Source organism: Kitasatospora sp. NPDC058170, assembly GCF_042883905.1.
Classification (GTDB): Bacteria; Actinomycetota; Actinomycetes; order Streptomycetales; family Streptomycetaceae; genus Kitasatospora.
Genome location: NZ_JBHVUV010000029.1, coordinates 1 through 15,542, shown reverse-complemented (window position 1 = coordinate 15,542; position 15,542 = coordinate 1). Strand labels below are relative to the sequence as shown.

Annotated in this window: 10 protein-coding genes; 9 read left to right on the top strand and 1 reads right to left on the bottom strand. The window is 74.7% G+C overall.

The genetic code is table 11. The features are described 5' to 3' along the window. The first annotated feature begins 27 nt into the window (after nt 1-27). The 9 genes from ACFVVX_RS28960 to ACFVVX_RS28920 all read left to right on the top strand — a co-directional run bounded on the left by ACFVVX_RS28960 (nt 28) and on the right by ACFVVX_RS28920 (nt 9,596). On the top strand, nt 28-1,161 hold the full coding sequence (locus tag ACFVVX_RS28960; RefSeq protein WP_387949785.1) for an acyl-CoA dehydrogenase family protein: 1,134 nt from the start codon (nt 28-30) through the stop codon (nt 1,159-1,161). Between the two features lie 23 nt (nt 1,162-1,184). Then, the gene (locus tag ACFVVX_RS28955) at nt 1,185-2,210 is read left to right on the top strand and encodes an SDR family oxidoreductase (RefSeq protein WP_387949783.1); all 1,026 of its coding nucleotides are present in this window, start codon (nt 1,185-1,187) and stop codon (nt 2,208-2,210) included. After that, nucleotides 2,207-3,505 (top strand): aspartate aminotransferase family protein, encoded by a 1,299-nt coding sequence (locus tag ACFVVX_RS28950; protein ID WP_387949782.1) that lies wholly within the window; start codon nt 2,207-2,209, stop codon nt 3,503-3,505. The genes ACFVVX_RS28955 and ACFVVX_RS28950 overlap by 4 nt, the downstream gene beginning before the upstream one ends. A gap of 55 nt (nt 3,506-3,560) precedes the next feature. Then, nucleotides 3,561-4,040 carry a type II toxin-antitoxin system RatA family toxin gene (locus ACFVVX_RS28945; protein WP_387949781.1) on the top strand — a complete coding sequence of 160 codons (480 nt, stop codon included), beginning with the start codon at nt 3,561-3,563 and terminating at the stop codon, nt 4,038-4,040. Further along, nucleotides 4,037-4,564, top strand: coding sequence for a flavin reductase family protein (locus ACFVVX_RS28940; RefSeq protein ID WP_387949780.1), 528 nt, complete (start codon nt 4,037-4,039; stop codon nt 4,562-4,564). Before ACFVVX_RS28945 ends, ACFVVX_RS28940 begins: the two co-directional genes overlap by 4 nt. Beyond that, nucleotides 4,561-5,811: an NAD(P)/FAD-dependent oxidoreductase gene (locus tag ACFVVX_RS28935; RefSeq protein ID WP_387949778.1), complete on the top strand. Its 1,251-nt coding sequence runs from the start codon at nt 4,561-4,563 to the stop codon at nt 5,809-5,811. Before ACFVVX_RS28940 ends, ACFVVX_RS28935 begins: the two co-directional genes overlap by 4 nt. A gap of 129 nt (nt 5,812-5,940) precedes the next feature. Next, nucleotides 5,941-6,774 (top strand): MBL fold metallo-hydrolase, encoded by an 834-nt coding sequence (locus tag ACFVVX_RS28930; RefSeq protein ID WP_387949776.1) that lies wholly within the window; start codon nt 5,941-5,943, stop codon nt 6,772-6,774. Next, nucleotides 6,758-8,335, top strand: a complete 1,578-nt coding sequence (locus ACFVVX_RS28925) for a DHA2 family efflux MFS transporter permease subunit (protein ID WP_387949774.1) — start codon at nt 6,758-6,760, stop codon at nt 8,333-8,335. Before ACFVVX_RS28930 ends, ACFVVX_RS28925 begins: the two co-directional genes overlap by 17 nt. A gap of 196 nt (nt 8,336-8,531) precedes the next feature. Next, complete coding sequence (locus ACFVVX_RS28920) at nt 8,532-9,596, top strand: transposase domain-containing protein (protein ID WP_387949772.1); 1,065 nt, start codon at nt 8,532-8,534, stop codon at nt 9,594-9,596. A gap of 93 nt (nt 9,597-9,689) precedes the next feature. Here the strand turns inward: ACFVVX_RS28920 and ACFVVX_RS28915 are convergent, their stop codons facing one another. Then, nucleotides 9,690-15,422, bottom strand: a complete 5,733-nt coding sequence (locus ACFVVX_RS28915) for a type I polyketide synthase (RefSeq protein ID WP_387949770.1) — start codon at nt 15,420-15,422, stop codon at nt 9,690-9,692. Nucleotides 15,423-15,542 lie beyond the last annotated feature (120 nt).

Here is a 15,542-nt window from a genome sequence, read left to right as displayed (position 1 = left end):
ACCGGACAGCACCGAGAGGTAGACGACATGGGATTCCTGGACCGCGAGCGGGCCGCACTGGAGGCGCTGCTGCCAGGGTTCGACGCCGAACTGGCGAGCCTGCCGCTCAGCGAGCTGGAGGCGCCGGGCAACCCCGGTATCAAGCTGTTCAAGGAGCTCGGCGGCGCCGGGCTGCTGATCCCCGCCCAGCACGGCGGCAAGGGCGCGGACGCGCTCACCGCCGTCCGGGTGCAGCGGGCGATCGGCTCGCGCTCGCCGTCGCTGGCGGTGGCCACCACCATGCACCACTTCTCGCTGGCCAGCCTGGTGGTGCTGAGCCAGACCGGCAACGGCTTCGAGTGGATGCTGCTGACCGGCATCGTCGACGGGAAGCTGCTGCTCGCCTCCGGCTTCGCCGAGGGCCAGCCGGGCGGCAGCATCCTGAAGCCCAGCATGACCGCCAAGGTCACCGAGGCCGGCCTGGTGGTCAGCGGCGCCAAGCGGCCGTGCAGCCTGGCGCAGTCGATGGACCTGCTCACCGCGAGCGTCATGGTGCCCCGGGAGGACGGCAAGGGCGACCAGCTGGCCGTCGTGCTGATCCCGGCCACCGACCCGGGCCTGACCACGGCGCCGTTCTGGGGCAGCTTCGCGCTGGCCGGCGCGGAGAGCGACCAGGTCACCGTCACCGACGCGCTCGTCCCGAACGACCTGGTGGTGCGCACCGACGTGCCCGAGGGCGAGGTCCTGGACGACATCCAGACCACCGGCTTCGTCTGGTTCGAACTGCTGATGACCGCCAGCTACCTGGGCGCCGCGAGCGCCCTGGTCGAGCGGCTGCTGGCCAGCGAGAAGGTCCCCGAGATCGAGCGGATCCGGCTGGTCACCGACCTGGAGGCGGCGATGGCCGCCGTCGAGAACGTCGCCCGGCAGACCGGTGCCGAGCGCTGCGACCCGGGCCTGCTGGTCGACTCGCTGCACGTCCGGTACGCCGCCCAGGACGCCATCGCCCGGGTCGTGCCCCGGGCCGTGGAACTGCTCGGCGGCCTGAACTTCATGAGCTCCGACGACATCGGCTACCTGACGGCCGCGGTCAACGGGCTGGGACTGCACCCGCCGGCGCGCGGCAAGATGGCCGGCCCGCTGATCGGGTACCTGGCCGGCCGCCCGCTGGAAATCGTCTAGAACGCGCAGGGGGAGAAAACATCATGAGCAAGCCGACGCTACTGCTCACCGGTGCGACCGGTGTGCTCGGCCGGGCCTTCATCAAGGAACTGGCCGACGACTACCACGTGATCGGGCTGCGGCACCGCACCCCGATCGACGACCCGCGGGTCGAGGAGATCCAGGGCTCGCTCGGGGACGAGCACCTGGGCCTCGGCCAGGAGGGCTTCGAGGAGCTGGCCGCCCGGGTCGACGTGGTCCTGCACTCCGCGGCCCGCACCGGCTGGCGCGCCACCCGCGAGCAGCTGTTCGCGTCCAACGTCACCGGCACCGAGTACATGCTGGGCCTCGCCCGGCAGGCCGGCGCGCCCTTCTACTACGTCAGCACCGCGTTCGTGGCCCGGCCGCAGGACGAGGAGCTCCGCGAGTCCGGGCCGGCCGCCTACGTCGACTCCAAGGCGGCCGCCGAGCGGGCCGTCCGGGCGAGCGGCGTGCCCGCCGCCATCGTGCGCCCCTCGGTGGTCGGCGGTGACTCGCAGACCGGCGAGATCGCCAACTTCCAGGGCCTGCACAAGGCGATCGCGTCCATCGTGACGGGCACCGTCCCGGTGCTGCCGGCCGACGCGGACACCCCGCTCGACGCGATCCCGTCGGACCTGGTGGCCCGCGGCGTCGGACGCCTGATCCGCGGCGGCATCACCACCGGCGAGTACTGGCTCACCGCGGGCAAGAACTCGCCGACCCTCGGTGAGACCGTCCAGCTGATCCTGGAGGTCGCCGAGCGCCTGGGCGTCGCGCCCGAGCACCCGCCGCGCCTGATGCCCTCCGAGGCGCTGGACCGCCTGCTGCTGCCGCTGATGGAGGACGCCATCCCGCGCGCCCTGCGCACGCAGTTCCGCGGCTTCATCGAGCTGATGATGCTCTTCCAGGTCTCCAACTCGATGGAGTCCTCGTTCGAGGAGCTGGGGATGGCCGACGAGGTCACCCACGAGGCGCTGCTGGCGGCCTTCGAGAGGTCCGTCGAGTACTGGATCGCCACCAAGATGCCGGCCCGGGAGACGGTGGCATGAGCACCGTCTCCGACGCCCCCGCGGCCTTCGACGCCGCCGCTGCCGCCGCCGCGGCGCAGTCCGTGGACGCCGAGCTGACCGGGGAGCGCTACGAGCGGCACTTCGGCCCGGGCAAGGCCTCGCTCGCCCGGATGCTCGGCACCGTGGTGGAGACCTACTCCGAGGGTGCCTGGATCACCGCCGCCGACGGCAAGCGGTACCTGGACTTCGGCGGGTACGGCGTCTTCATCCTCGGCCACCGCCACCCGCGGGTGGTCGAGGCGGTCAAGGCGCAGATCGACCGGCACCCGCTGGCCACCCGGGTCTTCCTGGAGCCGGTGACCGCCGCCGCGGCCGAGGCGCTGGCCTCGGTGACCCCGGGCGACCTGGACCTCGTCCACTTCGTCAACTCCGGTGCGGAGGCGACCGAGGCGGGCATCAAGCTGGCCCGGGCGCACGGCAAGAACGCGCTGATCACCACCGAGCGCGGCTTCCACGGCAAGACCATGGGCGCGCTCAGCGTCACCGCCAACCGCCAGTACCAGCAGCCGTTCGAGCCGCTGCTGCCGGACACCTGCCAGGTGCCCTACGGCGACGCGGCCGCGATGCGGGAGGCGCTCGCCGCCCGCGCCGGGCGGGCCTGCGTCATCGTCGAGCCGGTGCAGGGCGAGGGCGGCGTACGGGTGCCCCCGCCCGGCTACCTGAAGGAGGTCGCCGAGGCCTGCCGCGAGTTCGAGGCGCTGCTGATCGTCGACGAGATCCAGACCGGCCTCGGCCGGCTCGGCACCTGGTGGGGCTGCGACGCCGAGGAGGTCGTCCCGGACATCCTGCTGGTCGGCAAGGGCCTGTCCGGCGGCGTGGTGCCGGCCGCGGCGATGGTCGCCCGGCCCGAGGTGTACCTGCCGTTCGGCCGGGACCCGATCCTGCACTCCTCCACCTTCGGCGCCTCGCCGATCGCCTGCGCCGCCGCGCTCGCCGCGGTCGAGACGATCCGCGACGAGAAGATCGTCCAGCGCAGCGCCGAACTCGGCGAGCGGCTGCTGGGCGAGATCCGCCGCCTGGTGGCCGAACGGGCGCCCTGGCTGATCACCGAGGTCCGCGGCCGCGGCCTGCTGATCGCGATCCAGCCCGCCGAACAGCGCTTCGTCGGTGAGCTCCTGCTGGAGTTCATGGACCGCGGCGTGCTGCTCAACCACTCGCTCAACGCCTCCGAAGTCCTGCGCTTCACCCCGCCGGCGATCCTGACCGAGGACGAGATCCAGCTGTTCCTGACCGTCCTCGACGAATCGCTGACCGCGGTCGCCGACCGCGTCTGACGCGTCCCGCGCATCCGGCCGACGCGTCCCACGAAACCGCCGAAAGGGAAACACCATGCCCAGCGTGAGCATCCACATCCTCGCCCCGGCCATCTCGCCCGCCGAGGCCTACCGCCGGATCAGCGACTTCGGCCGCTACCCGGAGCTGACCGAGACCGTCGAGAACGTCGTCGTGCAGGAGCCGTCCGCCGACGGTTCGGTGCTGTCGGAGTGGACGGTGCACTTCCGCAACGGCCTGCTCAAGTGGTCCGAGCGGGACACCTTCCACCCGGAGGAGCTCGCCATCTCCTTCGAGCAGGTCAAGGGCGACTTCGCCGAGTTCCGCGGCGACTGGAAGGTCGAGGCCGACGGCGAGGGCACCCTGGTGCGCTTCCTCGCCGAGTTCGACCTCGGCATCCCGACCCTGGCCGCGATCCTCGACCCGGTCGCCGAGACCGCCCTGCGCGGCAACATCCTGAAGATCGTCGACGGTCTGCTCGGCGAGGCCCAGGAGATCGTCGTGGACACCGAGACCGCCGGCTCCGCGAAGTCGTGAGGCTCGCCTACGCCGGCGCCCCCGACCGGAGCCCGGAGGCCTGCCTGGGCCTCTACCGGCGGCTCGCCGCCGGGGTGACCCTGGTGACCACCTGTGGCCCGGACGGTGAGCCGCTCGGGCTCACCGCCTCGGCCGTCACCACGGTGTCGCTGGATCCGCCGATGATGCTGGCCTGCCTGTCCGCCGGATCCGGGACGCTCGCCGCGCTCCGGACCCGGCGGGCCTTCGCCATCCACCTGCTGCGCGCCGACCAGGCCGGGCTGGCCACGGTCTTCGCCGGCGCCGGCGGGCCGGGCAAGTTCGCCGGCGTGGAGTTCCAGTGGGAGCTGGGCATCCCCGTCCTGCGCGGCACGCTCGGCTGGGTGGCCTGCACGCTCGCCGACGAGCGGGTGTACGGCGACCACAGCGTGGTGGTGGGCAACGTGGTGTCCGTCCGCGGCGACGGCGACGGGACGGCCGAGGGCGAGCCGTTGATCTGGCACGACCGGAGGTTCCGGGAGCTGGCACCCGAGGGGGACCGTTGACCGCCCCCTCGACCGCGCCGCCGGCCGCCGCCCCGCCGTGGCGGCCGGCGGACCTGCGGGCCGCCGCCCCCGTCCGGGGGAGGGTCACCGCGGACGTGGCGATCGTCGGCGCCGGGCTCACCGGCCTGGCCACCGCCTACCACCTGGTCCGGCGGGACCCTTCGCTGGACGTCGTGGTGCTCGACGCCACCGGACCGGCGGCCGGCGCCAGCGGGCGCGGCACCGGACTGGTCGGCCCGCGGATCGGCCCGGCCATCGACAAGGCGCGCAAGCGCTTCGGCGACGAGACCGCCCGGGCCTGCTACCTGGCCAGCGAGGACTGGGTCCGCCGGACCGTCGACCTGGTCGGGGAGCTCGGCGCCGACTGCGGGCTCACCGTCGGCGGCCAGCTGATCGTCGCCCACTCCGACCGGGCCGCCGCCACGCTGGCCCGGCAGGCCGAGGCCTACCGCCAACTCGACCTGGACGTCGCACCCGTGGAGCGCCCCGGGCGGTTCCGCGCCGCGCTGCGCCACCCCGTCGCGGCCACCCTCGACCCCGCCGCGCTCACCACCGCGCTCGCCGCCGAGCTGGACCGGCTCGGCGTGCGCCGCTTCGACGGCAGCCCCGTCCTGCGGCTGTCCGACGGCGAACTCACCTGCCCGGCCGGGACGGTACGGGCCGGACGCACGGTCGTCGCGGTCAACGGCTTCGCCCGCTCGCTGGGCCTGCCGGTCGGCACCGTCGCGCCGCTGCAGCTGCACGCCGTCGCCACCGCGCCGCTGTCGCCGGAGGCCCGGGAGCAGCTCGGCACCGAGGCCGTCATCGACGTGACCACACTCGCCCCCTACTACCGGCTCACCCCCGACGGGCGGTTGGTGATGGGCGGCGGCCCGGTGAACATCCCGCCGACCACCAGAGCCGCCGAGCACCGGCGGGCCTGGGACTGGCTCGCCCGCCGACTGCCCGTCCCCGCCCAGATCACCCACCGCTGGACCGGGCAGGTCGGGATGACCGGGGACGACCTGCCGGTGGTCGGGCGGATCGACGACCGCACCTGGTTCGCCGGCGGCTGCTGCGGCCACGGCCTGGCGCTCGCCACGGCCACCGGCGGCCACCTCGCCGAGGCGCTCACCGGCGACGCACCGCCCCCGCTGCCCTGGCACCGGTCGAAGGCTCCGTGGCTGCCGGTGGCCGGTCCGGCCGGTCCGCTGCTCCAGGGCTACCTGCGCCTGCTGGCCCGCCGTGCCGCCCGGGACGGTGGCTGACCCGCCGGATTTGACGCACCATCAGAACACCCGCCCCCGGCGGCGGAGGGTTTCCCGGGCCGACGTCCGGGGCAATCGGCAGTCCCGTAGCGGCATCCGCCCGTAGCGGTATGAGCGAGAGGAAGAGAAATGCTCGTCCGGCACCTCAACTTCGGCACCTATCGGCCGCCTTCGCGGCGGCTGGTCAACGGTGAAGGAGGCCTCTTCCAGGCGGCTCACATGCTCTGCCACTGCCTGCTGCTGGAGACCGACCAGGGCCTCGTCCTGGTCGACAGCGGTTTCGGTACCCGGGACATCGCCGACCCGGTCGGCCGGCTCGGCCGGGCCTTCATGCTGCGCTCCCGGCCGGTGCTGAAGCCCGAGGAGGCCGCCGTCAACCAGCTGAAGGCGCTCGGCTACGACCCGCGGGACGTGCGGCACATCGTGCTCACCCACCTCGACCGGGACCACACCGGCGGGCTGGCCGACTTCCCCGACGCGCAGGTGCACGCCTACGGGCCCGAGTACCGGGCGGCCATGAACCCGCCCACCAAGCTGGAGCGCAACCGGTACCGGCAGAGCCAGTGGGCGCACAACCCCAAGTGGGTCACCCACGAACTCGCCGACGGGGAGAAGTGGTTCGGCTTCGAGTCGGTCCGCGAGATCCCCGGCCTGCCGCCCGAGATCCTGCTGATCCCGCTCGCCGGGCACACCCGCGGCCATGTCGGGGTGGCGGTCGACACCGGCAGCGGCTGGCTGCTGCACGCCGGCGACGCCTACATGTTCCACGGCGAGATCGCCGACCAGCCGTGGTGCACGCCCGGTCTGAACGCCTTCCAGAAGAAGGTCGAGACCGTCCCGGACCGGCTGCCCAACGTCGCCCGGCTGCGCGAACTGCGCCGCAGCGGCGAGGCCGAGGTGTTCAGCGCCCACGACCTGACCGAGTTCCGGGAGTGGCGGAAGCGCGATGAGCGAGATGCCTGAGGCCGCCGTCGCCGGCAAGGAGCGCAGCGGCGTCAGCCCGCTGCTGCTCGTCGCCCTGTTCAGCGGACTGTTCCTGGTCTTCCTGGACACCACCGTGGTCAACGTCGCCCTGCCCGACCTGCGGGACAAGCTCGGCGCCGACGTCAGCGGACTGCAGTGGGTGGTCGACTCCTACCTGCTCACCTTCTCCTGCCTGCTGCTCGGCGCGGGCGCCCTCGCCGACCGGATCGGCGCCAAGCGGCTGTTCGTCGGGGCGCTCGCGGGCTTCACCCTCACCTCCGCCTGGTGCGCCTTCTCCGGCTCGGTCGGGATGCTGCTGATCGCCCGCGCCGCCCAGGGCGTGACCGGCGCGGCGCTGATGCCGGTCTCCATGGTGATCATCACCCAGCTCTACCCCGACCCGACCGCGCGCGGCCGGATGGTCGGCATCCAGTCCGCGGTGGCGGGCCTCGCCCTCACCGCCGGGCCGCTGGTCGGCGGCGTGCTGGTCGAGCAGTACGGCTGGCAGAGCGTCTTCTGGGTGAACATCCCGGTCGGCATGCTCGCCGTCGCGGTGCTCGCCAAGCTGCTGCCGCGGACCCGCCCCGACAACCGGCAGGCCGTCGACGTGCTCGGGCAGCTGCTGTTCGTCGCCGGGGTCGGACTGCTCACCTACGCCCTGATCGAGGGCAACGCGGCCGGCTGGGGCTCGGGCCGGATCGTCGGCTGCTTCGTCGGCGCGGGCGCGGCGCTGGTCGGCTTCGTGTTCTGGGAGGCCCGGCAGCGCCAGCCGATGCTGCCGTTGTCCTTCTTCCGGCACCCGCACGTCAGCGCCGGCGCGATCATCAACTTCACCGTCTTCGGGGCCATGTTCGGCGCCGTCTTCCTGCTGATGCTCACCCTGCAGGAGGTCGACGGGCTCAGCCCGGTCCAGGCCGGCCTGCGGACCGTGGTGATGACCGCCATGGTCACCGTCGCCTCGATCGTCGGCGTGGTCGTCTCCGAGCGGGTCGGCGTCCGGCTCACCGCGCTGGTCGGCGCGCTCGCCATGGGCGGCGGGCTGCTGGGGCTGCGCCTGCTGCACTACCAGGACGGCTTCGGCAGCTACTGGTGGCAGTTCCTGCTGCTCGGCCTCGGCGCCGGCCTGGCCGGGCCGCCGGTCACCGCCGCCCTGCTGCAGGCCGTCCCGGAGGAACGGGCCGGCACCGGCTCCGGCGTCGGCTACACCGCGCGGCAGGTCGGCTCGGTGTTCGGCGTGGCCGTCTCCGGCACGCTCGTCTCGCACCACCTCGCCACCTCGGCGGGCACGGCGCTGGCCGGCCTGCCGCTGCCCCCGGAGGCCGTCGACCGGATCGCCGCCGGGGACTTCTCCGACGCCGGCAAGCTGCCCGAGCAGATCAAGCCGCTGGTGATGGGCAAGGTCGGTGCCGCCTTCCTGGACGGCACCCACATCGCGTACACCGCCGGAGCGGGCGCCTGCGCGGTCGCCGCGGTCGCCGCGGTCCTGCTGCTCGGCGCCCGCGGGCGGACCGGCGGGAAGACGGCCGAGGCCGCCGCCACGCCCGTCGCGGACCGCGTCTGACGGCTGCCGACCCCCGCGGCCACCCCTGGGCCTGTCCGGCCTGACCCGCCGGACAGGCCCTTGTCCTTGACCCCCGGACCCGAACCCGAACCCGCCCCTGTTCCTGCCGCACCCCGGCGGCCCTTCCCCCCACCCCGGGTGTGCGCCGTGCCCTGCGGTGCCACCGGACGAACCCCCTACTGGAGTGAAACGTCGCATGTCCAGGACGGACGAGACCAGTGAGGGCAGCCTGACCGACGACATCTCGATCGGTGTGCTGGCGAAGATGTTCCCCGAGTCCATGGTCGACGCCGCGATCGACCAGGCCGGTGCCCGGGAGACCCGGGCCCGGGTCCTGCCCGCGAAGCTGATGGTCTACCTGTCGATGGCGCTCTGGCTCGAACCCCGGATGGGCTACGAGCGGACCCTGCACCGCCTGCTGCGCGGACTGCGCTGGGCCCGGCCCGGCTGGAGCGGCTACCGCGTGCCCACCGACGGCGCGATCTCGCTCGCCCGGTACCGGCTGGGCGAGGCGCCGCTGCGCAACCTCTTCGACCAGACCGCGGGCCGGGTCGCCACCGGGGGTCCCGAGGACGCCGCCGCGCTCTGGCGCGGCCTGCGCCTGGTCGCGCTGGAGGAGACCGCCTTCGACCTGCCGCCCACCGCGACCGGGCCCGCCCCGGGCGCGCCGCGCTCCCGGGCCGGGCTGGCGGTGCTGGCCGAGTCCGGCACCCTGGGCCTGCTCGGTGCGGCCCTGGAGACCCCGGACGACGCCACGCATCCGTCGCTCCCGGTGCGCCCGCTCGCGGAACGCCTCTACGGCCGGCTCTCGCCCGGCATGCTCCTGATCGCCGGCCGCCCGCTCACCGCGCCGGCGCCGTTCCTGGCCGCCGCCGCGACCGGCGCCCACCTGCTCTGGCGGGCCGACCCCGCGTTGCCGCTGCCGGTCCTCGGGGCGCTGCCGGGCGGCGGCCACCGCTCGGAGTTGGACGGGCCCGGCGGCGCCCTTCCCGTCCGGGTGCTGCAGGACGGCCCGGACGTCCTGGTCAGCACGCTGCTCGACCCGGCCGCCGCCCCCGCCGACGAACTCCTCCGGTGCTTCTGCGAACGGTGGACCATGGACGCGCTGTTCGCGGTGGTCGGCTCCGACCCGCGGCACCCCGGGGTGCCGCTGCGCTCGCGCAGCCCGGAGGGCGTCCGGCAGGAGTTCTGGGCGCTGCTCTGCCTGTACCAGGCGCTGCGCACGCTGACCACGGACCACCGCCGCCGGGTGTGCGCCTGACGTCCCCGACGTGGAAACGGCGGTGCCCCCCGTCCGATCGTGGTGATCGGACGGGAGGCACCGCCGTTTCGGTCGGCCCCCGGTCAGCCCGGGTCAGCCGCGGTCGCCGGCCGCCTCGGCGATGGCGTCGAGCAGCCCGGCGGTCAGGTAGGCGGCGAGTGCGGCGGGCGTCGGGCGGTCGTAGATCAGACCCATCGGCACGTCCACCCCGGTCGCCTCGGTCAGGCGCTTGCCCAGGTCGATCACGGACAGCGAGGAGAAGCCCATCGCCAGGAAGTTCTGCTCCGCGTCGGGCTCCTCCCCGGCGGGGCTCCCCAACACCTCGGCGCACTCCCGCAGGACGGCCTCCAGCACGGCGGACCCCCGCTCGGCGGACGGCAGTTCGGCGATCCGGTCGAGCAGCTCCACCCGGTCCACGGTGGCGCCCCGCCGCCGGCCGGCCCGCTCCTGCTGCTCCCGCCGGCGCCACTGGGCCAGCGCCGGCAGCAGCTCGGCCAGCACGTCGCCCCGGTTCACCGGGCCGTCCGAGGAGCCGTCCGCCGAGCCGGCGTCCAGCCCGAGGAGCAGGCTCAGCCGCTCGACGTCCTGCTCCTCGACGGCCGCCCAGAACCGGCCCTCCGGCGAGTTCGCCGAGACCCGGCCGGTGTCCTCGCTGTCGAGCCAGTAGCGCCGCCGCTGGAACGCGTACGTCGGCAGCTCCACCCGGGCGCGCGGCCCGGCCGAGCCGAGCAGCGGCGCCCAGTCGACCTCCACGCCCCGCACCTGGAGACCGGCGACGGCCGCCAGCAGCGAGGAGGCCTCGGCCCGGCCGCGCCGCACAGCCGCCAGGGCGACGGCCGGGGCGCGGACCGCGGTGCCCGCCGGGGCCTCCTCGGCCAGCGGGGCCAGTACCGCGTCCGGTCCGAGCTCGACGAAGGTGCGCACGCCCTGCTCCCGCAGGGTCTGCACGCCGTCCCCGAACCGCACCGTCGCGCGGAGCTGGCGCACCCAGTACTCCGGGTCGGTGAGCTCCCCGGGCGCGGCGAGCGCCCCGGTCACGTTCGACACCACGGCGAGCTGCGGCTCCCGGTAGGCCAGCTCGCGGGCGACCTTCTCGTAGTCCGCCAGCACCGGCTCCACCAGGGCCGATTGGAGGGCCAGGGCCGAGCGCAGACGGCGCACCTTGCGGGTGCGGCCGCGCCACCAGCGCTCCACCGCCGTCACGTCCGGGACCGGCCCGGAGACCACCACCGAGGCCGGCCCGTCGACCGCCGCCACGCTCACCCGGGCGGCGAGGCCCGAGGACGCCAACTGCTCCGACACCTCGGCGAACGAGGCGGCCACGGCGAGCATCGCCCCGCCGGACGGCAGCTCCTGGAGCAGCCGGCCGCGGGCCGCGACCAGCCTGGCCGCGTCGTCGAGCGAGAGGACGCCGGCGACGTGGGCGGCGGTCAGCTCGCCCAGCGAGTGCCCGAGGACGAAGTCCGGGCGGGCGCCGAAGGACTCCAGCAGACGGAACAGCGCGACCTCGAAGGCGAACAGCGCGGGCTGGGCGACGGCGGGCCGGTCGGCGCCGGCCGCGTCGAGCAGCAACTCGCTGCCCGAGCTGCCGAGTTCGGCGGCCAGCGCGGTGCGGGCGGCGTCGAAGGCGGCGGCGAAGGCGGGGAAGGCCTCGTACAGCTCCCGGCCCATCCGGGCCCGCTGGGTGCCCTCGCCGGTGAACAGCACCGCCCACGGGCCGGAGGCCACCCGGCCGGTGACGGCGCCGGGGGCGGTGCCGCCCTGGGCCACCACGCCCAGCGCGGTGAGGAGTTCGGTGCGGGTCCCGCCGAGGGCCACCGCGCGGTGGTCGAAGCGGGTCCGGTCGCCGAGCAGGGCGGCCGCGATGTCGCGGTCGTCCGCCTCCGGCCGGGCGAGCAGGGCCGTGCGGAGCCGGGCGGCCTGGCCGCGCAGCGCCTCGGGCGTGGTGGCGGAGAGCACCCAGGGCAGCGGACCGCCGGGCTCGGCGGGCTCGGCGGGCTGCCCGTCGCCGTGCTCGGCGCGGGCGTCCTCGGGCTGCTCGATGATGACGTGGGCGTTGGTGCCGCTGATCCCGAAGGCGGAGATGCCGGCCCGGCGCGGGCGGCCGGTCTCCGGCCACGCACGGGCCTCGGTCAGCAGCTCCACGGTGCCCGGCGACCAGTCGACCAGCCCGGAGGGCTCGTCGATGTGCAGGGTCCGCGGCAGGACGCCGTGGCGGATTGCCATGACCATCTTGATCACGCCCGCGACGCCGGCGGCGGTCTGGGCGTGGCCGATGTTGGACTTCAACGAGCCGAGCTGGAGCGGCCGTTCGCGCTCCTGGCCGTAGGTGGCGAGGATCGCGTTGGCCTCGATCGGGTCGCCGAGCGAGGTGCCGGTGCCGTGGGCCTCGACGGCGTCCACGTCGGTCGGGGTGAGGCCGGCCCGGTCGAGGGCCTGGCGGATCACCCGCTCCTGGGCGGGGCCGTTGGGGGCGGTCAGGCCGTTGCTGGCGCCGTCCTGGTTGATCGCGGTACCGCGGATCACCGCGAGGACCGGGTGGCCGTTGCGGCGGGCGTCCGAGAGCCGTTCGAGCAGCAGCAGGCCGGCGCCCTCCGACATCGTCATCCCGTTCGCCGCGGCGGCGAAGGGCTTGCTCCGGCCGTCCGGGGCGAGGCCGTGCAGCCGGCTGAACTCGGTGAACGCGCTCGGGGTGGCCATCACGCTGACACCGCCCGCGAGGGCGAGCGTGCACTCGCCGGCGCGCAGTGCCTGGGTGGCCATGTGCAGGGTGACCAGCGAGGAGGAGCAGGCGGTGTCGACGGTGACCGCCGGGCCCTCCAGGCCGAGGGTGTAGGAGACCCGGCCGGAGGCGACGGCACCGGTGCCGTTGATGCCGATCTGGCCCTCGAACTCCTCGGGGCTGTGGTGGACGAACCGGCCGGAGTAGTCCTGGTACATCACGCCCGCGTACACGCCGGTGTGGCTGCCGCGCATGGTGGTCGGGTCGATGCCCGCGCGCTCGAAGGCCTCCCAGGAGGTCTCCAGCAGCAGCCGCTGCTGCGGGTCGAGGGCGACGGCCTCGCGGGGGGCGATGCCGAAGAACGCCGGGTCGAACTCGGCGGCGTCGTAGATGAAGCCGCCCTCCTTGGCGTAGCTCGTCCCCGGGTGGTCCGGGTCCGGGTGGTAGAGGTTCTCCAAGTCCCAGCCGCGGTCCGTCGGGAAGCCGGATACGGCGTCCCGCTCGTCCGCCAGCAGCTCCCAGAGCTCCTCGGGGGAGGTGACCCCGCCGGGGAAGCGGCAGCCGATGCCGATGATCGCGACCGGGTCGTCGTCGGCGGCCACCGTCGGCGCGGCCGCCACCACCGCCTTCTGCTCGAAGAGTCGGCGCTCGACCAGCTCGGCGATGGCGAGCGGGGAGGGGTGGTCGAAGACGAGGGTGCTGGAGAGGGTGAGCCCGGTGGCCTTGTTGAGGCGGTTGCGCAGCTCGACCGCGGTCAGCGAGTCGAACCCGAGCTCCTTGAACGGCCGTTGGGGGTTGATTGCGCCGGTGTCGGTGTGCCCGAGGACGGTGGCGACCTGGGTGGAGACCAGGTCGAGCAGGGCCTGGGTGCGGTCGCGCCCGGTGAGTGCGGCCAGGCGCCGGACCAGGCCGCCGTCCGCACCGCCGGCCCGGCGGGCGGGCACCCGGACCAGGCTGCGCAGGACGGCCGGCAGTTCGCCGCCCGCCGCGTTCGCCCGCAGGGCGGGCAGGTCGAGGCGGACCGGGACGAGGACGGGCTCGTCCGTGGTGCGCAGCGCCGCGTCGAAGAGACCGAGGCCCTGGGCCTCGGTGATCGCGGCCACGCCGCCCCGGCTGAGGCGGGTGAGGTCGGCCTCGGTGAGCTCGCCGGTCATGCTGCTGCTCTGCGCCCAGAGGCCCCAGGCGAGGGAGTGGGCGGGCAGGCCCTGGGTGTGCCGGTGGGCGGCGAGGGTGTCGAGGAAGGTGTTGGCGGCGGCGTAGTTGGCCTGGCCCGGCCCGCCGAGGACACCGGCCAGGGAGGAGTAGAGGACGAACGCCGACAGCGGGAGCTCGCGGGTGAGTTCGTGGAGGTTCCAGGCGGCGTCGACCTTGGGCCGCAGGACGGTGTCGAGGCGTTCGGGGGTGAGGGTGGGGAGGATGCCGTCGTCGAGGACGCCGGCGGTGTGGACGACGGCGGTGAGGGGGTGTTCGGCCGGTATCTGGGCGATGACGTGGGCGAGGGCTTGGCGGTCGGCGGTGTCGCAGGCGGCGATGGTGGTGCGGGCGCCGAGTCCGGTGAGTTCGGCGGTGAGTTCGGTGGCGCCGGTGGCGTCCGGTCCGCTGCGGCTCACGAGCAGGAGGTGGCGCACGCCGTGGGTGGTGACCAGGTGGCGGGCCAGCAGGGCCCCGAGGCCGCCGGTGCCACCGGTGATCAGCACCGTGCCCTCGGGCTCCCAGGGCGCGGTGGCAGCCTCGCCCGCAGGGGTGCTGCGGACCAGACGCGGGACGCGGGCGAGACCGTCGCGCAGGGCCAGCTGGGGTTCGTCGGCCGTGAGCAGCGCGGGGAGCACCCGGTCGGAGGCCGGCAGGCCGTCCGAGTCGACCAGGGTGATCCGGCCGGGCTGCTCGCTCTGCGCGGACCGGACCAGGCCCCAGATCGCGGAGGTGGCCAGGTCGGGCGTCTCGTCGGCGGTCACGGCGACCGCGCCGGAGGTGGCGACGACCAGGCGGGAGCCGGCGAAGCGGTCGTCGCGCAGCCAGTCCTGCACCAGGCCGAGCACCCGGGCGGTGGCGGTGCGGACCGCCCCGGGCAGGGCGGCGCCAGGCGTCTCCTCGGGAGCCTGCCGGGGCACCTGCACCAGCACGGTGTCCGGGACGGCCCCGCCGGCGTCGACGCCGGCCCGCAGGCCCGTCAGGTCGCCGTCGGCGAGCAGGAACGGCTCGGGCGCCGTGGCGGTCGGGGTCGGCAGGGTCGTCCACTGCAGCCGGTGGAGGTCGTCCTGCCCGCCGCCGCCGAGCAGCGCCGGGTCGAGGGGTCGGACGGTGAGCGAGCCGATGGTGGCGACGGGGGCGCCGGAGTCGTCGGCGAGGTGCACGGTGAGCCGGTCGGTGCCGCTGCTGACGATCCGGGCGCGGGCGGTGGTGACGCCCGTGGCGTGCAGGGCGACGCCGGACCACGCGAACGGCAGCCTGATCGCGCCCGTGGTGTCGGCGGCCTTCGGGTGGAGGGCCGCGTCGAGGAGTGCGGGGTGGAGGGCGAAGCCGGCGCCGTGCTGCTCCTCGGGGAGGCTGAGCTCGGCGTAGAAGTCGTCGCCCTGGCGCCAGGCGGCGGTGACGCCCTGGAAGACCGGGCCGTAGGTGAGGCCGATTCCGGCCAGCTGGTCGTAGAGCGCGTCGGCGGAGAGCGCCTCGGCGTTCTGCGGCGGCCAGGTGCGCAGTTCGGCGCCGCGGACGGGGGTGCCGCTGAGGAGGCCCTCGGCGTGCAGGGTCCAGGGCTGGTCGCCGCCCTCGGGGCGGGAGTGGACGGTGACGGGGCGTCGGTCGCTTCCGTCGGCGGCGTTGACGGTGATCTGGAGTTGGGCGGCCTGGCCCTCGGGGAGGGGCAGCGGCGCGTGCAGGACCAGTTCGTCGAGGGTGGTGTGGCCGCTCTCCTCGCCTGCCCGGATGGCGAGTTCGACGAAGGCGGTACCGGGGAGGATCGCGGTCTCGCCGATGGTGTGGTCGGCGAGCCAGCCGTGGGTGGCCAGTGCGAGGCGCCCGGTGAGCACGGTGGTCTCGCCGTCGGCCAACCGCGCGACGGCGCCGAGGAGGGGGTGGTCGATCGGGCTGAGGCCTGCTGTTGTCACGTCGCCGCGTGTGGGGGGTGTTTCGAGCCAGTAGTGCTGGTGTTGGAAGGGGTAGGTGGGGAGGTTGGTGGGGGTGGGGTTGGTGGGGTGGTGGTGGGTCCAGTTGATGGGGGTGTGGGT